Annotated in this window: 19 protein-coding genes and 1 tRNA gene; 11 read left to right on the top strand and 9 right to left on the bottom strand. The window is 33.7% G+C overall.

Annotation, left to right across the window (positions count from 1 at the left end):
- Nucleotides 1-93 precede the first annotated feature (93 nt).
- Together FT993_RS10645 and asnA are read left to right on the top strand one after the other, a co-directional pair.
- Complete coding sequence (locus FT993_RS10645) at nucleotides 94-2,079, top strand: monovalent cation:proton antiporter family protein (RefSeq protein ID WP_147862532.1); 1,986 nt, start codon at nucleotides 94-96, stop codon at nucleotides 2,077-2,079.
- A 258-nt stretch (nucleotides 2,080-2,337) separates the two neighbouring features.
- On the top strand, nucleotides 2,338-3,342 hold the full coding sequence (gene asnA / locus FT993_RS10650) for an aspartate--ammonia ligase (protein WP_147862533.1): 1,005 nt from the start codon (nucleotides 2,338-2,340) through the stop codon (nucleotides 3,340-3,342).
- A gap of 87 nt (nucleotides 3,343-3,429) precedes the next feature.
- On the opposite strand, the gene FT993_RS10655 is transcribed toward asnA, so the two are convergent.
- A tRNA-Ser gene (locus FT993_RS10655) sits at nucleotides 3,430-3,514 on the bottom strand.
- A 141-nt stretch (nucleotides 3,515-3,655) separates the two neighbouring features.
- Here FT993_RS10655 and FT993_RS10660 point away from each other — a divergent pair.
- Nucleotides 3,656-4,690, top strand: coding sequence for a M28 family metallopeptidase (locus FT993_RS10660; protein WP_147862534.1), 1,035 nt, complete (start codon nucleotides 3,656-3,658; stop codon nucleotides 4,688-4,690).
- On the opposite strand, the gene FT993_RS10665 is transcribed toward FT993_RS10660, so the two are convergent.
- Nucleotides 4,680-5,207 carry a hypothetical protein gene (locus FT993_RS10665; RefSeq protein ID WP_147862535.1) on the bottom strand — a complete coding sequence of 176 codons (528 nt, stop codon included), beginning with the start codon at nucleotides 5,205-5,207 and terminating at the stop codon, nucleotides 4,680-4,682. The two genes, FT993_RS10660 and FT993_RS10665, sit on opposite strands and share 11 nt — an antisense overlap.
- Before the next feature lie 111 nt (nucleotides 5,208-5,318).
- Here FT993_RS10665 and FT993_RS10670 point away from each other — a divergent pair, with 111 nt between their 5' ends.
- The 3 genes from FT993_RS10670 to FT993_RS10680 are packed head-to-tail and all read left to right on the top strand — an operon-like array spanning nucleotide 5,319 to nucleotide 7,791.
- Nucleotides 5,319-5,780, top strand: a complete 462-nt coding sequence (locus FT993_RS10670; RefSeq protein WP_147862536.1) for an SRPBCC family protein — start codon at nucleotides 5,319-5,321, stop codon at nucleotides 5,778-5,780.
- A 5-nt stretch (nucleotides 5,781-5,785) separates the two neighbouring features.
- Complete coding sequence (locus FT993_RS10675) at nucleotides 5,786-6,481, top strand: SDR family NAD(P)-dependent oxidoreductase (RefSeq protein ID WP_147862537.1); 696 nt, start codon at nucleotides 5,786-5,788, stop codon at nucleotides 6,479-6,481.
- A 2-nt stretch (nucleotides 6,482-6,483) separates the two neighbouring features.
- On the top strand, nucleotides 6,484-7,791 hold the full coding sequence (locus FT993_RS10680) for a deoxyribodipyrimidine photo-lyase (protein WP_147862538.1): 1,308 nt from the start codon (nucleotides 6,484-6,486) through the stop codon (nucleotides 7,789-7,791).
- A gap of 25 nt (nucleotides 7,792-7,816) precedes the next feature.
- Here FT993_RS10680 and FT993_RS10685 read toward each other — a convergent pair whose 3' ends face one another.
- A complete protein-coding gene (locus FT993_RS10685) occupies nucleotides 7,817-8,977 on the bottom strand; it encodes a class I SAM-dependent RNA methyltransferase (RefSeq protein ID WP_147862539.1) in 1,161 nt (386 codons plus the stop codon).
- Nucleotides 8,978-9,020: 43 nt separating this feature from the next.
- Here FT993_RS10685 and FT993_RS10690 point away from each other — a divergent pair, with 43 nt between their 5' ends.
- Genes FT993_RS10690 through FT993_RS10700 form a run of 3 tightly spaced genes read left to right on the top strand, consistent with a single transcriptional unit; the run spans nucleotide 9,021 to nucleotide 10,857 of the window.
- Complete coding sequence (locus FT993_RS10690; protein WP_147862540.1) at nucleotides 9,021-9,764, top strand: cyclopropane-fatty-acyl-phospholipid synthase family protein; 744 nt, start codon at nucleotides 9,021-9,023, stop codon at nucleotides 9,762-9,764.
- Nucleotides 9,757-10,422: a ZIP family metal transporter gene (locus tag FT993_RS10695; RefSeq protein ID WP_147862541.1), complete on the top strand. Its 666-nt coding sequence runs from the start codon at nucleotides 9,757-9,759 to the stop codon at nucleotides 10,420-10,422. Before FT993_RS10690 ends, FT993_RS10695 begins: the two co-directional genes overlap by 8 nt.
- A 3-nt stretch (nucleotides 10,423-10,425) precedes the next feature.
- Nucleotides 10,426-10,857: a DUF4268 domain-containing protein gene (locus FT993_RS10700; protein WP_147862542.1), complete on the top strand. Its 432-nt coding sequence runs from the start codon at nucleotides 10,426-10,428 to the stop codon at nucleotides 10,855-10,857.
- A 65-nt stretch (nucleotides 10,858-10,922) separates the two neighbouring features.
- Here the strand turns inward: FT993_RS10700 and trxB are convergent, their stop codons facing one another.
- Entirely contained in the window at nucleotides 10,923-11,903 is a 981-nt protein-coding gene (trxB, locus tag FT993_RS10705) for a thioredoxin-disulfide reductase (protein WP_147862543.1), read from the bottom strand.
- A 134-nt stretch (nucleotides 11,904-12,037) separates the two neighbouring features.
- On the opposite strand from trxB, the gene FT993_RS10710 reads away from it, so the two are divergent.
- Entirely contained in the window at nucleotides 12,038-12,958 is a 921-nt protein-coding gene (locus tag FT993_RS10710) for a tryptophan 2,3-dioxygenase family protein (protein ID WP_147862544.1), read from the top strand.
- Nucleotides 12,959-12,973: 15 nt separating this feature from the next.
- Nucleotides 12,974-14,875 (top strand): acetate--CoA ligase, encoded by a 1,902-nt coding sequence (acs, locus tag FT993_RS10715; protein ID WP_147862545.1) that lies wholly within the window; start codon nucleotides 12,974-12,976, stop codon nucleotides 14,873-14,875.
- A gap of 48 nt (nucleotides 14,876-14,923) precedes the next feature.
- Here acs and FT993_RS10720 read toward each other — a convergent pair whose 3' ends face one another.
- Genes FT993_RS10720 through FT993_RS10740 form a run of 5 tightly spaced genes read right to left on the bottom strand, consistent with a single transcriptional unit; the run spans nucleotide 14,924 to nucleotide 20,595 of the window.
- Nucleotides 14,924-15,541, bottom strand: coding sequence for an L-threonylcarbamoyladenylate synthase (locus tag FT993_RS10720; RefSeq protein ID WP_147862546.1), 618 nt, complete (start codon nucleotides 15,539-15,541; stop codon nucleotides 14,924-14,926).
- 44 nt (nucleotides 15,542-15,585) lie between these two features.
- A complete protein-coding gene (locus FT993_RS10725; protein ID WP_147862547.1) occupies nucleotides 15,586-16,974 on the bottom strand; it encodes a TolC family protein in 1,389 nt (462 codons plus the stop codon).
- Complete coding sequence (locus FT993_RS10730) at nucleotides 16,975-18,315, bottom strand: HlyD family secretion protein (protein WP_147862548.1); 1,341 nt, start codon at nucleotides 18,313-18,315, stop codon at nucleotides 16,975-16,977. It lies immediately after the preceding gene.
- A 5-nt stretch (nucleotides 18,316-18,320) separates the two neighbouring features.
- Nucleotides 18,321-19,922: an ABC transporter ATP-binding protein gene (locus FT993_RS10735; RefSeq protein WP_147862549.1), complete on the bottom strand. Its 1,602-nt coding sequence runs from the start codon at nucleotides 19,920-19,922 to the stop codon at nucleotides 18,321-18,323.
- A complete protein-coding gene (locus tag FT993_RS10740) occupies nucleotides 19,909-20,595 on the bottom strand; it encodes a TetR/AcrR family transcriptional regulator (RefSeq protein WP_147862550.1) in 687 nt (228 codons plus the stop codon). Before FT993_RS10740 ends, FT993_RS10735 begins: the two co-directional genes overlap by 14 nt.
- Between the last annotated feature and the right edge of the window lie 139 nt (nucleotides 20,596-20,734).

Raw genomic sequence — 20,734 nt, forward strand, 5'->3', positions numbered from 1 at the left:
TTTGTATAATTAAAAATTCTGTAAATTTTAACACTAATTATGCGCAAAAAATAGTTTTTTGCGTCTACAATTTTTTAGCTCTTACAGAACTTTATGCATATCCCTATTTTACAAGACATTTTGATTTTACTGGGGTTTTCGGTAATTATTGTTTTTTTACTTCAACGCCTTAAAATACCTTCAATTATCGGTTTTTTGTTTACTGGTATCATAATTGGCCCCAGTGTACTCAGTCTGGTTACTGCCGTTGAACAAATAGAAATAATTTCTGAAATTGGCGTTATTATGCTTCTTTTTGTCATTGGAATGGAGCTTTCGATAAAACAATTGGCCTCAATAAAAAAAACAGTCTTTATAGGTGGGGGGCTTCAGGTTTTACTGAGTATTCTAATTGCAGGAAGTTTTTATTATTTTTTGGGGTTTTCTTGGGAGGAATCAATTTTTGTTGGATTTTTATTCTCGCTTTCCAGCACAGCAATTGTATTGAGCGTACTCCAAGATCGAAATGAAATAAACACCAATTACGGTAAAAACACGCTGGCTATTTTGATATTTCAGGATATCATTGTAGTACCCATGATGCTGTTTACACCTATCATTGCCGGTCAATCGGACAATGTTACCCAAAGTATATTGCTATTGTTGCTTAAGACAGCTGTCGTGGTTATTATAACCATAATAAGCGCAAAATATGTGGTTCCCAAACTGTTATATGCCGTGGCTAAAACAAGAAGCAAAGAACTATTTTTACTTACCACCATAACCATTTGTTTTGCAGTAGCTTTCCTTACCTCTGAGACTGGATTATCGCTAGCTTTGGGTGCTTTTCTAGCGGGACTTATTATATCTGAATCGGAATTTAGTCACCAAGCTACCAATATTATATTACCGTTTAAAGAGCTGTTTACGAGTTTTTTCTTTATCTCAATTGGTATGCTGCTCGATATTAATTTTTTTCTTGAGAATTTCTTAATAATTATATTGGTTGTATTAGCCTTGTTGCTTATAAAATCTTCTTTAATTGCCTTGTGTATTAGGTTATTAGGGTATCAAATGCGAACTGCTATTTTAACTGGATTTGCACTTTTTCAAGTTGGGGAATTTGCATTTATACTTTCTAAGGTGGGCATAGAAAATAATTTACTCTCAACCACTACAAACCAGTATTTCCTAGCTATTTCAATAGTGTCTATGATGATTTCACCCTTTGTGATTCTGTATGCAAGCCGTTTTACGGATTCAGTTCTAGGCAACAAACTAGTTCGCGCTCTACAAAAAAATCCGCAACAGCATGAAGAAGAATTAGAAACTGATGATAAAGAATTAAAAAATCATTTGGTCATTATTGGCTATGGTATTAATGGTTCTAATCTAGCAAAAGCGGCTTATCAGTGTAATATTCCTTTTGTTGTAATTGAGTATAATGCCGAAACGGTAAAAAGAGAAAAAAAGAATAATATTCCTATTATTTATGGAGATGCAAGTCATTCGCATATATTAGAAAAAGTTAATGTGGTTCATGCAAGGACAGTCGTGATTGCCATCTCTGATGATAAAGCGACCAAAGCTATAATTGGCACCATACGAAGTTTATCTAAATCTGTGCATTTAATTGTAAGAACTCGATACATAAAACAGATCAACCAATTAATTTCATTAGGGGCAGATGAAGTTATACCTGAAGAGTTTGAAACCTCTGTTGAAATTTTCTCTCGGGTAATGCATAACTTCTTGATTCCCGAAGAAGATATCCATCATTTTGTTGAATACATTCGTGCCGATAATTACGAATTATTACAAAATAAAAAAGAATTGATACGCACTTATAATCCAAAACCGACCCATCCAGAATTTAATATAACTTGCGTGCGCGTTATTCGAGATAGTGGAAAATTAATTCAAAAACCCTTATCTCAACTAAATTTACGTGAAAACTTTGGTGTCAATATATTGGCCATCAAACGCAAGGGAATTATGATAGACAATGTTGGCCCAGAAGAGAAAATTATGCAGCACGATTTAGTCTTCATAAATGGAAATCCTGAGAATATTGAGCGTTTTAATAAAGCATTGGTTTAGGGATGTGCGTGTGTTTATGTAATATTTAATGATAAAAAAAATATCAAATCTTATAACTTTTTAAAAATATTTTCTATATTTGATTATTATTACAACCAACTACAACTAAAATACTACTTAAAGATGTACTTTCTAAATAATAATAACAATAATAATTTAACTGCCTCTGGGTAGCGGTATTGTGTATTATTATTTAATCATCTAGCCTGCTACTTTTAGCAGGCTTTTTTTGTTTATAAACTAATCTAAATCCAATAAATTATGAAAACAGACATTCTAAAAACAGAAACACAATTGCATTTCTTAAAAAAAACTTTCAAGAAGCAATTGGAAAAAAAGTTAAAGCTAACGCCCGTATCGGCGCCATTGGCTGTTATTGAAAATACTGGAATAAACGATGACCTGAATGGGATTGAAAGATGTGTTCAATTTCCTATTAAAGCCCTAAACGATGAAAAGGCTGTTGTGGTAAATTCATTAGCAAAATGGAAAAGGCACAGGTTAAAAGAACTAGATTTTAAACCAAACACGGGCATAATCACAGACATGCGTGCAATACGACCCGATGAAGATTATAGTCCAATTCACTCTATTTACGTTGATCAATGGGATTGGGAAAAAGTAATTGAAAAAGAAGACCGCAACTTAAAAACCCTCAAAAAAACCGTAAAAAAGATTTATAAAGCCCTGCTTAAAGCCGAAAAAAAAGTTGAAGATCGTTTTAAAATAAAAACTAAACTACCGCAAGAAATAACGTTTATTCACACCGAAGACTTACTACAACGCTACCCACACCTACCAGCCAAGCAAAGAGAAGATAAAGTAGCAAAAGAATATGGTGCTGTATTTTTAATTGGTATTGGTGGTTCCTTAAGCAATGGCGAGACGCACGATGGCAGAGCGGCAGATTACGATGATTGGTCTACCCCTACTTGTGCTAAATACAATGGTTTAAACGGCGATATTTTGGTATGGAATCCCGTATTACAACAAGCCTTTGAATTATCTTCAATGGGTATCAGGGTTGATTCAAAAACATTATTGCAGCAATTGGAAAAACGAGATCAATTATATAAGAAAGATTATTATTTTCATCAATTGTTACTCAACGATTTATTGATGCCTAGTATGGGCGGCGGTATAGGGCAGTCTCGTGTAGCCATGTTTCTATTGAATAAAAAGCATATAGGCGAAGTTCAAAGCAGCATTTGGTCTCCTAAAGTAAGAACAGCACTGCAAGCCCAAAACATTTTTCTATTATGACCCTAAGAATATAATGAGCAATTTTAAAATGAAATTAAAAATGCAAGAAACAAAAAACCCACAGTAAAAACTGTGGGTTTTCTTTTGCGGAGAAAGAGGGATTCGAACCCCCGGAGGTGTGACCCTCGCCGGTTTTCAAGACCGGTGCATTCGACCACTCTGCCATTTCTCCTGAGCGTCTACCGAGCTTAACACCCGATTGCGGTTGCAAATATAAACGCTTTTTTGGTTTCTCAAAAATATATTCAAGAAAAAAGAATTTTTTTTTAGCTCCTTTAATTGTAAATTCGTTGCTTTTAAACAATAAATCGATATGGCTCAACTCGTTAAGCAACCACTCTTACTTTTTATTTTTTTTGTTTTTTGTTTACAATCTTGTAAAATAAAAGATCATAACACCGCAACAGAAATATCTACAGAAGAGAAGTACGCAAATACTATAGATGAAGAAAACCTTAAAAAGCATTTATATATATATGCTTCAGATAAATTCGAAGGTAGAGAAACCGGAGAACCAGGCCAAAAAAAGGCGGTTCAGTATTTAAAAAAGGTTTATCAAGAATTAAATATTCCATCAGCTTGGGGAAATGAAGAATATTTTCAATTTATCCCTACTTCATTTTTCGACTATAAATTTAAAGATTCTGAAAATGTATTGGCATTTATCCGCGGAAGCGAAAAACCAGAGGAAGTATTAGTTATTTCGGCACATTTAGATCACGAAGGTATAGATGAAAATGGTAATGTTTTTAACGGTGCAGATGATGACGGTTCTGGTACGGTGGCCATATTAGAAATCGCCAAAGCATTTAAATTAGCTCAAGAGCAAGGGCACGGTCCCAAACGTTCTATTTTATTTTTACATGTTACTGGAGAAGAAAAGGGATTATTAGGTTCTCGTTATTATGTTGAAAATCCTGTTTTCCCATTAAGTAATACCATTGCCAATTTAAATATTGATATGATAGGAAGAATTGACGAAGCTCATAAAAATAATCCTAATTATCTCTATTTAATTGGTAGCGATAAATTGAGTATTGACTTGCACGACATATCAGAGGAAGCCAATAAAAAATACACGCAAATAAATCTAGATTATACTTTTAATGATGACAATGACCCCAACCGGTTTTATTACAGAAGTGATCATTATAATTTTGCTAAAAATAATATCCCTGTAATCTTTTATTTTAACGGGACTCACGAAGATTATCATCGCATTAGCGATACGCCAGACAAAATAAATTATGAACTTCTTGCCTTACGCACAAAATTAATATTTCATACCGCGTGGTCCTTAGTCAATCGTGAGAACAGACCTAATTTGAACCAGCCAATTAATGATTAGAATCAAATTCAATTTGGATACTATTCAAACGAATATTGGTTTCTGGAACATCAAAAGAAAGAATTAAATTTTTCTGATTGATTTTTAGTTCACCATTTCGTATAGCATAATAGCCAGCTTCTCCTCTACAGTAACAAGATTTGTGTAACAAAACCTTGTACTGAAGTAGCTCAATATTGATGGCCTTAATGGGATAATACTTATTAGGAAGCTCGATATATATATCCTCAAAATAATGTTGGTCTAGATGCATCTTGTCGGCATTAATTCGGCTAGTAAGTTTTATGATTTGCTTACTACTATCGGCTACAAATTGCGGATAAATTTGGTTACTTACCTCATCTTTTAAAAGAATCATTTTTTTATTACCCATTATTTCGGCTTCACAAGCACTTTCTTCCATACACCCAGATAGCCAATTAATAGACTTAATTGCACTAGGTTGTTTTGATGATATTTGTGATGTTTTACAGCCGATGAATAAACTACTAATCAAAAATAAGTACAGTAAACGCATGTTTTTTTATCAAAAATAGACAATATTTAAGAAAAACAACCGCATAATAAAATAACTTTTGTTTAACTATTTAGATATTTTATTAAACAATAAAAACTGTACTTTTGAGATATGAAAATTTATACTTTACAAAGTAAACAGCGTTTTCCCATTTCGGTAGAGCAAGCTTGGAATTTTTTATCAGATCCTAAAAATCTTAAAATTATCACTCCAGATTATATGGGGTTTCATATTCAATCAGGAGCAGATCGACCGATGTATGCAGGACAAATCATTGAGTATATCGTAACGCCTATTGCTGGCATTAAAACCAAATGGGTCACAGAAATCACTCATGTTGAAAAAGGTAAATATTTTGTCGACGAACAAAGGTTTGGCCCATATTCACTATGGCATCACAAGCATTTTATAAACGAAATTCCCGGAGGTGTAGAAATGGAAGATATTGTGCATTACAAATTACCCTTAGGAATTCTTGGACAATTGGTTCATCCGATATTGGTTCAGCCAAAATTAGAAGAGATTTTTAGTTACAGAACCCAAAAGTTGGAAAAACTATTTGGTAAATTTTAATTATTATGGAAAAAACAATTTTATTTATTGGAGGTAGTAAAGGTATAGGATTTGAATCTGTAAAATTGCTACACGATACGCATAATGTTCTTGTCGCCTCACGTAGCGAAGGTAAATTATCAGAAACCAAAGCAAAACATTTAGAGTTTGATGCCTTTCAGGATGACATCAACACACTTAATTTACCTGATAATCTTGACGGACTGGTTTATTGCCCAGGAACTATAAACCTAAAACCCTTTAACCGACTTAAAACCGATGATTTCGAGGAAGATTTACAAAAGAATTTTCTTTCATTAGTAAACATTACTAAAGAACTTTTACCTAAACTAAAAAAAGGAAATCATCCTAGCATTGTATACTTCAGCACAGTAGCGGTACAATTGGGTATGCCATTTCATACCAGCGTAGCAGCATCAAAAGGAGCTGTTGAAGGTTTTACGCGTGCTTTGGCTGCCGAGAATGCCCCTACCCTTCGCGTCAATGCTATTGCGCCATCTTTAACCGATACAGGTCTAGCCGATAAAATGCTAAATAGCGAAAAGAAGTTAGAAAGTATGAATGAGCGACATCCTTTGAAGCGTATCGGCAAACCTGGTGATATTGCGGCAATGGTTAAATTTCTACTAGGTGAAGATAGCAGTTGGATTACTGGCCAAATTATGAAGGTAGATGGTGGTCTGTCTTCGGTAAAACTTTAAATATGTCAAAAGAAATAAATTTTTTTTGGTTTAGACGAGATCTAAGACTTGATGATAACAAAGGTTTGTTAGAAGCATTAAAGTCTGATTACCCTGTATTGCCTATATTTATTTTCGATTCGCAAATTTTAAGTGACTTACCTAAACAAGACCCCAGAGTCACTTTTATTTATGAAAGGTTACAATCTATGCGGTCTGTTTTACAGGATGAATATAGTAGTTCAATTGCAATATTTTATGGAGAACCACTCACCATTTTTAAGCAAATAATAAAAGAGTATGATGTAAAGCAAGTATTTACCAATCGGGATTATGAGCCTTATGCAATTTCGCGAGATAAAAAAATAGAAGAGTTACTCCAAGTTCATAAAATAGATTTTATTACACATAAAGATCAGGTAATTTTTGAAAAGGAGGAAATTGTAAAAGACAATGGCGAACCTTATTTGGTGTACACCCCTTACATGAAAAAATGGCGCTCCGCATTTAAGAAGGAGATGGCAGAACCTTTTTATTCCAACTCATACACAGATAATTATTATAAGAACTCCCGGCTACCCAATTTAAGCCTTTCGGATATTGGCTTTGAAAAATCTTCAATATCTTTTCCTGAATATGATGTAACCCCTACTACCCTAAATGAATACCCAGAAAATAGAGATTTACCGGCAAAGAGGGCTACTTCAAACCTAAGTCCGCATTTACGCTTTGGAAGTGTCGGGTTAAGAAAAATACTAAAGAAGGCGCTGCAAGCTAAAGATGATACCTTTCTAAAAGAATTGATATGGAGAGAGTTTTTTATGCAGATTTTGTATCATTTTCCTGAGACAGCAACCAATGCCTTTAAGAAAAAATACGATAATATCGCTTGGCGAAATAATGAAGAAGAGTTTAAAAAATGGAAAGAGGGAAAAACCGGTTATCCAATGGTTGATGCTGGCATGCGGCAATTGAACCAAACAGGGTTAATGCACAATAGAGTACGAATGGTGGTAGGTAGTTTTTTATGCAAACATCTGTTAATTGATTGGCGATGGGGCGAAGCATATTTTGCCGAAAAACTTCTTGACTATGAAATGTCTTCTAACGTAGGTAATTGGCAATGGGTTGCGGGTTGTGGTGTTGATGCTGCGCCTTATTTTAGAATTTTTAATCCGCATAGCCAATTAGAAAAATTTGATAAGGATAAAAATTACATTAAAAAATGGATACCTGAACTGGAAACAGGAAACTATATTTCTCCAGTGGTAGAACATAAAGAAGCTCGTGAGAGGTGCTTAAAAGTATATAAAGCGGCTGTTAAGAATTAGCCGCTTTATATACTTTTAATCGTTCTTATTGCTTAATCTTATGCACTTTTTTTGTTCCAGAATAAATCTCATATTTCAAAAGCCTGGCTTCTAACTTTGCATTGAATAGTTTTATTTTTCGAGAAGGTCGTAGACCTACATTTTTTATCGCTTCAAAATCAGATACTATAAACCAAGCTTGAGTATCTGGATAATTTTGTTTTAAAGTATCTCCTAAGCTAGAGTAAAAGCGAGGTATATCAATCGATAACCTTTCCCCGTAAGGGGGATTAAATACCATGTGTAAATGGCCATCTACTGGTTTTTCGCTGTTAAAAAAATCTAATTGTTCAATTTTTATAAACTCTTCTAAGTTTGCATTTTTAACGTTATCTTGTGCCTTTCGCACTGCAGAAGGGGCTTTATCGTATCCAATAATAGTATACTCAAAACCACGTATTTTATTTAAAACCGACTCTTCTATCTTTTCAAATAAATCAACATCCCAATCTTTCCAACGTTCAAAACCGAATTCTTTTTTATTTAAGTTGGGTGGTATATTACACGCAATCATTGCAGCTTCTATTAATAATGTACCACTACCACACATTGGGTCTAAGAAATGTGATTGACCGTCCCACCCGCTCAGTAAAAGCATACCGGCTGCCAGTACCTCATTTATTGGGGCAATATTAGTTGCCGTTTTATATCCGCGCTTGTGAAGCGATTGCCCAGAACTATCTAGTGAAACTGTACAAAGACTTTCTTCAATATGGATGTTTATTCTTAAATCTGGATAATCTAAATCAATATTAGGTCTTTTTGAGCTCTGATCTCTAAACCGATCAACTATTGCGTCTTTAGTTTTAAGCGCTATAAATTTACTATGGGTGAATCGGCTTGAGTGCACAGTTGCGTCAACCGCCAATGTTCCATTATTATCTATAAAATTCTCCCACTTTACAGCGTATATTTTTTTATATAAATCGTCTTCATTAAATATTTTAAACTGCTTAATGGGTTTTAAAATTTTAATTGCGGTTCTCAGGCTTAAATTTGCCTTATACATAAAACCTTTGTCTCCCTCGAACCTAACATTTCGAACACCCTTTTTAACGTTAATCGCGCCTAAGTTCTTTAACTCAGTTTCCAAAACCTCCTCTAATCCGTATAGGGTTTTGGCCACCATTTCAAAATTATTTTGCATATATAAATTCTCTTACGGCAAAAATACATTATTTTTGTGGGCTATGAGAATTGACGATAAAAAATGGTACGCACATTGGTTTGATACCCCTCATTACCATAAACTCTATAAGCATAGAGATGAAAAAGAGGCTGCTTTTTTTATGAATAATCTGGTTGAATACCTAGGTTTAAAACGTGGTACACATATTTTAGATGTGGCTTGTGGTAGAGGAAGACACGCCAATTTTTTAAATAAAATAGGGCTTGAAGTAACGGCTATAGACCTTTCTTACAATAATATAGCATTTGCTGAGCAATATGCCAATGAATCTTTGCATTTTAAAAGACAAGATATGCGCTTGGCGCTGCCTGCCAAGTTTGATGCCATTTTTAATTTGTTTACGAGTTTCGGTTATTTTGAAGATGATGAAGATAATGAAATGGTTTTAAAAGCTTTTAAAGAGCAACTTAAACCAAAGGCTTGTGCCGTTATCGATTTTGTGAATAAAAATCACGTTCAAAAAAATCTGATTAAAGAAGAAACTAAACGGGTTGAAGAGATTATTTTTCATATAAAACGAAGAATAGATTCTAAATTTATATATAAAGATATCAGCTTTGAGTCTGAGGGGCAATATTTTCATTTTACTGAGCGAGTAAGAGCATTTGAGTTAGTTGATTTTAAACATTTTTTTAATAAGCTAGGGCTTAATTTAGTCAATGTTTTTGGCGATTACCAATTAAATACTTTTGACGTAACCGAATCACCAAGAATGATATTAATTGTAAATCTCGCAGATGAGTAGTTTCTTACCCATTCTAGCTGTTTTAATAGGTGTATTAATAGCTAGGCTTATAAAATACAATGCCAATGCGATAAAATTACTATTATCTTTTAGTGGTGCTTTTTTGTTGGCGATTACTGTATTTGAGTTTATACCACATGTTTACCAAGACTATAACAAATTAGTAGGTGTATGTACAATGTTGGGTATTTTATTGCAATTGTTTTTAGAATTTTTGTCTAAGGGAGCCGAACACGGGCATATTCATATTGATAAAAGTGAAACTAACTTCCCTATTTTGCTCTTTATTAGCTTATGTTTACATTCTTTTTTAGAAGGCTATCCTTTACACGGACATAATCACTTATTATGGGGTGTGGTAATTCATAAAATTCCAATTGCAATAATAATTAGTTCTTTTTTACTTTACTCTTCGCTTTCTCGCATAAAAGTTTTTTTGTTCCTTTTTATATTTGCTTTAATGACACCATTAGGAAGCTTAACCCAGCAATATTTCACAGGATTTGCAAAGTTTAATATATATATTGAGGCAGTTGTTATTGGTATTTTATTGCACGTTTCTACTACTATTTTATTTGAATCATCTAAAAACCATCAATTCAATCTATCTAAGGTTTTAGCTATCTTGGTTGGGATTGTTACAGCTTATTTTTTATAATCAATGTTTAGCAAGTCGGAATCAAAAAAAATTAGAGAAGAATTTTGGACCCAATTTGGAAAACAAAGTCCGAAAAAATGGATATTATATGATACAAAAATTAAAGCGATTGATCTAAAGTTTAATTTTGATACAAAAGGGGCAAATCTCGGAATTAAGATAGATGCAGTTGATTCTAGCCAGCAAGAAATCTATTGGAATAAATTTATAAGTTTAAAGCAACTATTACTAGATGAGGTTAGCCCTGATTTTATTTTTGATATAAATTACGAGGTGATGCCGGGTAAATATATCGGTTATATTTATATTCCATTAGAAGAAAAAGTTAGTATTCATAACAAAAATTCTTGGGAAATTGTAATTCCTTTTTTCAATAAGAATATGTTGGCTTTAGAACATTTTTTTATTGAATACTATGATATTATAAAGGCATAAAAAAATCCGTAAAGTTAATTTTACGGATTTTCTCTAAAATTCTTTAAAATTATTCAACCCCTAACCTAAGAAGCCGAAACCTCTTCTTCTAGTGTTGCAACTGTGGCCAAGTAACGCTCGGCATCTAGAGCTGCCATACAACCTGTTCCTGCTGCTGTAATGGCTTGTCTGTAGTCTTTATCTTGAACATCACCACTAGCAAAAACACCAGGTATATTGGTTCTTGTAGTTTTTCCCTTTGTGATTAAGTAACCCGAGTCATCCATCTCTAATTGATCTTTAAAAATAGCGGTATTAGGCTTATGACCAATAGCAATAAATAGACCTGTTATTTTTATTTCTTCTTTTTCTCCAGTTTGATTATTAACGATACGCAAACCTTCAACTACTTGGTCTCCTAAAACCTCATCTACTTCTGTATTATAACGCAAATCTATATTTTTTGTCGAAGTAACACGGTGTTGCATAGCTTTAGAGGCACGCATTTCGTCTTTTCTTACCAACATGGTTACTTTATTGCATATATTTGCTAGGTAAGTAGCTTCTTCTGCTGCTGTATCACCACCACCTACAATAGCCACATCTTGATTTTTATAAAAGAAACCATCGCAAACCGCACAAGCCGAAACACCACCTCCACGTAGACGCTGTTCACTAGGCAAACCTAAATATTTTGCCGTTGCACCGGTAGAAATAATAATTGTTTGTGCCTCTATCCAAGTTTTGTTGTCTACACAAGCTTTGTGAACACCTCCAATTTCTTGGCTTAATTTCACTTCGGTAATCATACCTATTCTTACTTCGGTACCAAAACGTTCTGCCTGTTGTTGCAATTGCACCATCATAGTTGGACCATCGATTCCTTCGGGATAACCAGGGAAATTATCTACTTCTGTTGTAGTGGTTAATTGGCCTCCAGGTTCCATACCTGTGTATACCACAGGTTTCATATCTGCTCTTGCGGCATAAATCGCAGCCGTATAACCTGCGGGTCCTGAGCCAATAATTAAGCATTTTATTCTTTCTATTTTATTTTCCTCTGCCATAATTTTCAAATTTCTTGGTAAAAATAACAAGAAAGCCTTACATTTCAGAATTAAATTAATGAAGAATTTTTATTGCTCGATAAGTTCTAGCAATTTAAAATTAATTTTATCTTTTAACCATTAATAAAAACCCTATGAGTACCCAGGATAAAGTGATTCAGCAAATTGAAGAAAAATATAATAATTTGGGAGAAAACCCCGAGAATTATTTGAATGGATTGCTACAAGCCAAACCTATAAATTATTGGGATTATATTCAAGTAGACACCCTTTTAACCCTACAAAAGCCAAGAACAGATTTTAAAGATGAAGAGATCTTTATCATGTATCATCAAATTACCGAATTGGTTTTAAAACTAATGATTCATGAAATTAAGCAACTGGTTCATGGTGATTTACCCGAACAAGAAATTTTCAAAGAAAAACTAGAGCGATTAAATCGGTATACGGGAATGTTAATGACTTCTTTTGATGTAATGCGCTTTGGAATGGATTACGACGATTATAATGTTTTTAGAGCAACCTTAACACCGGCAAGTGGGTTTCAAAGTGCACAATTTAGATTATTAGAAATATATTGTACCCCCCTAATCAATCTAATAAATGCTAAGGGGCGTGAACGTTTACCTAATAATCCTACCACAAAAGATTATTTTGAACACATTTACTGGAAAGATGCCGGACACAACCGTAAAACGGGCAAAAAATCTTTAACTTTAAGACAGTTTGAGGAAAAATATTTAGCCGATTTTATTACTTTAGCCGATAGCGTAAAAGGAAACACCTTGGCTGAACGTCTTGATAAATATGGTGTTGTACAAGATTCTTTACTCGAAGCTGTAAGAGAATTTGATAATGCCTATAATGTGCTTTGGCCTATAGTACACCTTAATACTGCTCAACATTATTTAAATAAAAAAGGTGAAGCTAAGGCTGCTACGGGAGGATCTGAATGGATGAAGTATCTTCATCCTAAATACCAGCAGCGGAAATTTTTCCCTTCTGTTTGGAAAGATCAAGAAATTTTAAATTATAAAGACTTTCCTAAATTTTAAATATAATTCTTTGTTATGAATCATCAAATAAAATCTTTCGCCGCTTATAAAAAAGCTTACAAAGCAAGTATTCAAGACCCCGAAACGTTTTGGGATGCTATTGCAAAAGACTTCATATGGAGAAAGCCCTATTCAAAAGTTTTAAAAGCAGATTTTGAAGAACCGAATATTAAATGGTTTGAAGATGGCGAACTAAATATAACCGAGAACTGTTTGGACAGATATGCTGAATCTCAACCCAATAAAAATGCAATTATCTGGGAGCCGAATGACCCTAATGAGGAATCTAGAATTATAACCTACAAACAGTTGCTAGTTAAAGTAAAGCAATTCGCTAACGTTTTAAAACGCAAAGGAATACAAAAAGGAGATCGTGTTTGCATATATATGCCAATGATTCCTGAATTGGCTATAGCTATGCTCGCCTGTGCACGCATAGGGGCTATTCACTCTATCGTTTTTGCAGGATTTTCAAGTAAGGCTTTATCCAGCCGGATTAACGATAGCTCCTGTAAGTTATTAATTACGGCCAATGAATACTTTCGTGGCACAAAATCAATTCCGTTAAAGGAAATCTGTGATGAGGCTTTAAAAGACACACCTAGCATTGAAAATGTAATTGTATATCGCAGAACCATCAACCCTACCCAAATGCATCCCAATCGCGATACTTTCTGGTTTGATGAAATGCAACAAGTTGGCTTAGATTGTGAAGCCACTCCCGTTAATGCTGAAGATCCTTTATTTATTTTGTATACGTCGGGTTCAACTGGAAGACCAAAGGGAATGGTACATACAACAGCAGGTTATATGGTTGGAACCAGTTACACCTTTCAAAATGTATTTCAAACCGCTGCTGACGCGATCTATTGGTGTACCGCCGATATAGGTTGGATTACGGGACATTCTTATATTATTTATGGCCCGCTAGCGTCTGGAGCTACAAGTCTTATGTTTGAAGGAGTACCCAGTTACCCAGATTATAATCGGTTCTGGGAAATCATAGAGAAGTTTAAAATCACCCATTTTTATACTGCGCCAACAGCAATTCGTGCACTAGCAAAACAGCCTTTGCGGCACGTTGAAGAACATAATTTAAGCTCTTTAAAAGTTTTAGGAAGTGTAGGAGAACCTATCAATGAAGAAGCTTGGCATTGGTTTAACGATAATATAGGTAAAACAAATTGCCCTATTGTTGATACTTGGTGGCAAACAGAAACAGGAAGCATTATGATAGCCCCATTGGCGGGTGTTACTGCCACAAGACCAGCCTTTGCTACTTTACCCTTACCAGGAGTTGAGCCTGCATTGATGAATGAGCAAGGAGAGGAAATCGAATTTAACGGACAAAAGGCAGAGGGTCACTTGGTCATCAAGTCGGCTTGGCCCGCAATGGCGCGTACTATTTGGAATGATCACCAAAGATTTAAAGAAACCTATTTTAGCACTTACCCTAATTATTATTTTACTGGAGACGGCGCCTATCGCGATGCGACAGGCAACTATAGAATCACAGGGCGGGTAGATGATGTGGTAATAGTTTCTGGTCACAATTTAGGTTCTGCACCCATAGAAAATGCAATCGGAGAACACGAAGCTGTTTCTGAAAGTGCCATTGTTGGGATTCCCCACGATATTAAAGGTAACGCATTATATGCTTTTGTTATATTATACGATGGGATAGAGAAAAGTGAAGCGCTTAAACAGGAAATTATTGATGAAATTGTAAAAAATGTTGGAGCGATAGCCAAACCTGATAAAATTCAATTTGTATCGGGGTTACCCAAAACAAGAAGCGGAAAAATTATGCGAAGAATTTTGCGTAAAATAGCCTCTAAAGAAACAGAAAATATGGGTGATATCTCAACTTTGGTAAATCCTGAAATTGTAGATGAAATTAAAAAAGCCGCACTATAGAATAAAAGGCAACTCATTTTAAGTTGCCTTTTATTTTTAATTTTTTGTTTAAAAAATTTCTAAGCTACCTTTTCCTTCTCGAATAACTTCGGGCTGTTCGCCTGTTAAATCAATTACAGTACTCGCTTGATTATCTCCATAACCCCCATCTATCACAGCATCTACTAATTTTTCCCATTTTTCAAATATAAGAGATGGGTCTGTAGTATACTCCAATAATTCATCTTCATCCTTTATAGAAGTAGAAACAATAGGATTACCCAATTCATTTACAATAGCTTTAGCTATAGCGTTATTGGGCACACGAATACCAACCGTTTTTTTCTTTTTAAAAACTGCGGGTAGTTTACTAGATCCAGGCAAAATAAAAGTATAAGGTCCTGGTAAATTTCTTTTTAAAAGTTTAAAATTTTGATTGTTTAGCGTTGCATACTCCGAAAGATTGCTTAAATCTTCAACTATAAAAGAAAAGTTCGACTTCTCTAATTTTACTCCTTTTATGCGTGCTATTTTTTCTAAAGCTGCCGTATTGGTAATATCACAACCTAGACCGTAAACGGTATCTGTGGGATAAATAATCAAACCTCCATTCCTTAAAATATCAACTGCTTGTTTAATAGCCTTAGGTGATGGATTTTCTTCGTAGATTTTTATCAATTCTGCCATAATTTTGAATTTTAAAAATTTGCTATTTTAAAGATACCTTAAAGCTAATCAATTTTTGGTTGTAAAAGGCTAATCAATTCCGCGTAGGCTAAATTTAATTTATTTTTAACTTTATTTAGTTTAATTCTGTTCTCTATAAATTTATTGTCTCGGCTATTGATTAAAAATATAGAGCTTTCTCCTAGGGCAAACAAACGTTGCTCCGCTTTTACTAGTGTTTCACTACCATCTACTATTTCTTGTAGAATTTCTAGCTGTTTTATCTGTGTATTGATTAACACTCGTTGGGCCTTAATATCATTTTCTAAACGATAAGCAAGTGCAGATTTTTCATAGCTTATTTTTTCGATCTCATATTTTGCTATGCGTACATCTGCCCGCTCTTTTCTTAAGAATAAGGGAAATTTAAAAGCTACACCAAAAGTGTAATCTTTTTCATTAAAAACAGGTTGGTCGCTCCAATGCTCGGTTAAAAAATTATATTTGATGCGTAAATCGGGTAATAAATTATTTCGTTTTAAGCGCAGGTTATAGTCTTGTGCAGTAAGGTCATTCTCTAGCAATTGAACTTGAGGATGCTGGTTTGCTTGAAAGTTATTTAAACCGATAAGATTGGGTACAAGTTGAGCCATCTTTATATTAGATTCTGGAACTAATTCTTCTGTTATGGCTAAGGGAACATTTTCTACCCATAAAAAATTAGATATTACCAATTTAGCTTTTTGTTCTTGTAGTTTGGCTTCGTTAAAAGCCAATTCTTGATTTTTTACAAATAAATGAGTTTCAAGGGTATCTATTGTGGGGATATCTCCCGCTAAAGCCTTTTTAACCACTCCTTGATTTCTTATAATGGCATTTTCTAAAAAAGTTTTATAAACCTGTTTATTTTCATAATAAAGTATCCAATAAGAATAGGCCTTCAAGGCTTTAGTTAAAATTTCATTGGTTTTGATATCGCGCTGTATTCTTTCTGAATCTTGAAATATTTTTGCCTGTTTTAGTGCATTTCTACGGTCATCATACAACAAGTCTTTAGCTAAAGGAAGGCTAACCCCTACCGACCATAAGCCTTCTTCTGGGGTTATGTTTTGGGGATTTACATAATAACCTTCGGCTAAATTATATTGCGATTGAAGCTCAACACCAAACCAAGTTGGTATTTTGATTTCACCTTGCCACAAATCATAATACCCTGTACCTTTAAAATCTTTTTGTTTTACCTTACCACCAAGTTTAGGATCGAACAAGCCTCTCGCCTTTAATAGTTTTTCTTCGGCTTGAGACAATTTAAGATTGGCCTGTTTTATAACTGGATGATGTTTTTTTATAAGTGCTAAATACTCGTCTATACCAAAAATTTCTTCTTGACCTGTTACCTTAATTGGCGTAAGGACAAATAGTAACATAAAACAAATAAAATTAATTGCTTTCATTTATTTCTTTACGGATTTATTATCAGAAACATAGTAATCTGGAGGAAAACCATTTAAATTTCGCCAAATTTCGTACCACACCGGCACGTTTTTTAATAAAGCAAGGGTTCGAGCTCCAGAACCTACGCGTAGCGCATCTGGCCAAGATTCATCTTCTTTTGGTGCTAATAACAAGCGGTATTTACCATTAGGACTAATGTTATTATCTATTGCGACCACCGTTGCTCCAAAAGTACCATAAGAAGCATTCGGCCATCCGCTAAAAATAATTGTTGGCCACCCATCAAATTGTATTCTCACCTCGCTTCCTAACCTAACCAATGGTAAATCTAGAGGTTCTATATAAGTTTCTACTGCTAAATTTGGGTTATGAGGCATAATATTTACTATTTTTTCACCTGCCTTTAAAGCCTCCCCTCTACCAGTTTTTATGGTCTTATTAATAAATCCAGCTATTGGAGAAGTTACATAATAGAGATTTTGACGCACTTGGTAATTGCTTAGGGTATTTTCTAATTTACTAACCTGTGCCTTAGCTTCAAACTGTGTGCTTGATGTGCTAGATATATTGCTCTGCACTTTACTAATTTTATCGTCGAATTCAGCTTGAATTCTGTTGGCTTCAATCTGCGCATTTAATAATTCGTTACTATAGGTAAGTAATTTATTTTCGAGTTCAATGACATAGGCTTGATTTTTTTGAAACTTAGAAAGCTTTTCCTCTACGTCCTGTAAAGACTTAAGTCCTTCTTTTTCGAGTTCTTCATTTCGTTCGTATTGTTTTTTAGCAATCGCTAAATCAATTTTAGCTGCCTCTAAAGCAATACTGTCGCTTTTATACTTAAGTTGAATTTGTTTAATTTTATTTTCGTTTTGCTCGGTCTTTAGTCTCCTTTCTTGTTGTAAAGCTCTCAATTGATTGTTTAAAGCGGTGATTTTATCTTGATACGCTATAACCGCACCAGATTTAGCGTCAATTTGCTCACTTGTTCGCTTTAAAAGCAAGGTATCAAAATAAGCTTCTTTAATTTCGTTAATCTTTAAAATGGTGTCGCCTACCTCTACAAAATCTCCCTCTCTTACATACCATTTTTCAATACTACCCGGTATAATAGATTGTATAGTCTGCGGACGCTGATTTGGCTCTAAAGTAGTAACATAGCCGCTACCTGAAATGGTTTGTGTCCAGGGTAAAAACATAAATACAAATAGCAGTAAAAAACTAAAAAGTAAAATTTTGGTAAGGTAGCCGCTATGTTTATTTTTAAATAAGAGCTGGTAGGCACTAAAACTGGCCAATTCTTTTTTGGCATCAAAGGCATCGTCATTAAAATTACGCATAGCTTCTATTCTTTAATCTCAACAATTTTCAATTGGCTCGAAAGTTTTTGGTTACTTGATATGACTAAAGTAATTTCATTTTCTCGAGTATAAGTAACTAATTTTTCTAAATACGAATCAGGATTTGCAAATTCGTGCTCAACAAAAAGCATCTTGGGCTTTTTAAGTAGTGCTCTTAGTAGAAAAATAAGCTGTTCCAATTTAAAGGTTATCACATCACCATTGGGTACAATATATTGCTGCAAGCCAAATGGTAAAGTCTGTATTTCATCTATTAAACTGAAATATGTAAGTATTGAAAAAACGTCTTTTTCTTTAATGCCTTTCCTATTTAAGGTTAGATTTTCCCATAAAGTACCTTCAAAAATCTGGTCATCGCGTAAAACTAAGCCAAGATAATTACGGTAATTTTTTAATGACACTGTATAGATTTCACGTCCGTCAAAATATATTTTCCCATCTTTCGACTTTTTAACTCCGGTAAGGTAATAGAAAAGATCTCGGGTTTTTAAATCGTTCCCTACCACATTAATTTGGTCCCCACGGTTTATGACTAAATCAGCTACGCTCAATTTACTGCTATGTAGCCTAAAAATATGTAATGGAAAAAGGCTAATCTCTGGACTTAAAGTATCGGTGTTAAAATCTAATTTTTTTTCACCTATTTCTTCTAATTTTTCAATGGCTGTAGAAACATCATAAATTGTTTCAAGACCCAATACTAGTTTTTCGACAGAATTAATCAATAACAAAATAATGATTTCTGCTGCCACAAACTGTCCGATATTCATCTGCTGGTTAAGCACCAGTAATCCTCCTATAATTAGTAAACCAGCAGTTACCGTAACTTTAAAAACAACCATTATTTTAAATTGGCTTTTTAAAATAGAAAAATGATTTTGCCGATGCTTCAGGTATGATTCAACTAATTGATTGTTCTTATTTAATTCTATATTATTGGAGGCAATTTTTAAACTTATGTAGTTTTTGGCTACTTGTTGAACCCAATAAGCTACTTTATACTTACTTTTTGACTCCTGTAGACTAGAAACTAATGCTTTATCAAAGGTAAAACGTAACAAAATATAAAACAAAATGACCAATAGAAATCCAAACACAATAAAGAATGGGTGGTATAAACTTAATAGTAATAATCCTAACAATATTTGTAAAACTGCTGCAGGTACATCTAAAAGTAATTTTTGCAATCCTTTTTGTAAGTTTATAACATCAAAAAAACGATTGGCTAATTCTGGGGGATATTTATCAATAAGTTCTCTTACCCTTATTTTAGGAATCCTGTAAATCAGGTCAAATGAGGTGCGTACAAATAGTTTTTGCTGTATATTTTCTATAATATCTAGCTGTAGTATTTGAAGACCTCCTGCAAAACCTACACCCAAAGTTACAATGATGACTAATATAATCCAAGAACTACTAATTTGAGCACCTTGTAATAAATTGATAATAGCCTGAATACCTAGCGGTAAACTTAAACTGATAATCCCAGCGAAAATAGCATAGTATAATATTTGAAAAATATCTTTTCTATCTAGGGCTAACAAATCAACTATTTTCTTTAAAGCTGGAATTCTATTTTTTTCCATAGAGCGTTACTTTATCATTAAATAAATCCATAAAAAAATCTTGCACCCTATTTTTGTCTTCACCTTCAATTGAATTAGGGAAATGCTTTCGCAAAAATTGTTGCTTTAGGGTACCTTGTACAAGTTGATGAGCTAAAGACTTTTTAAACGAATATTCAGGTAAAGCTGTCTGAATAATGGTGCTTATGCGTTCTACTAATTCCTTGTACACTCTAAAATTCCCGGCTTTATTTTCTGCATCTACTTCGCGAACTTGAAATGCTTTTGCATATTCTTCTACCACTATCGCCTGTAATTTTTTGATAGAAATGGTATCATGATGTGGTAAATCTTGGGGTGACCCAGTTATAACTTCTATTGTTTTATAAAGGACTGCGGTAGGCTCCGTTAAACTTTGGGTTTCTAAGACAAGATTGTATTCAACCCAACGCCAATAATAAGATATTAAATATAGTAAAAGCTTGTGTTTGTTTTCAAAATAACGGTATATAGAGCTTTCATTAGATCCTATTTGATTAGCAAGTTTCTTAAATGTAAAACCGTCTAAACCTCCTTCTTGCATTAGTTCAATACTATGCTTAATGATCTTACGTCCTAGAGCAGTTTCTAACGGATTTTTAAGGTAAATAACTGGTGGTATGACAAAATGTAATTGATTAACCAGTTTTTTCATAAAGTTATCTTTACTTGCAAATATAGTAGTAATACTATTAAAATTTTCTTATCAATAAGAAAATCTTTAAAATTTCACATTTTCATAACACTAAATTAATTTTATAGACAAAAGACGAAAAATTATCAACTTCTAAATT

This window comes from Mesonia sp. HuA40, assembly GCF_008017835.1.
Taxonomy (GTDB): Bacteria; Bacteroidota; Bacteroidia; order Flavobacteriales; family Flavobacteriaceae; genus Mesonia.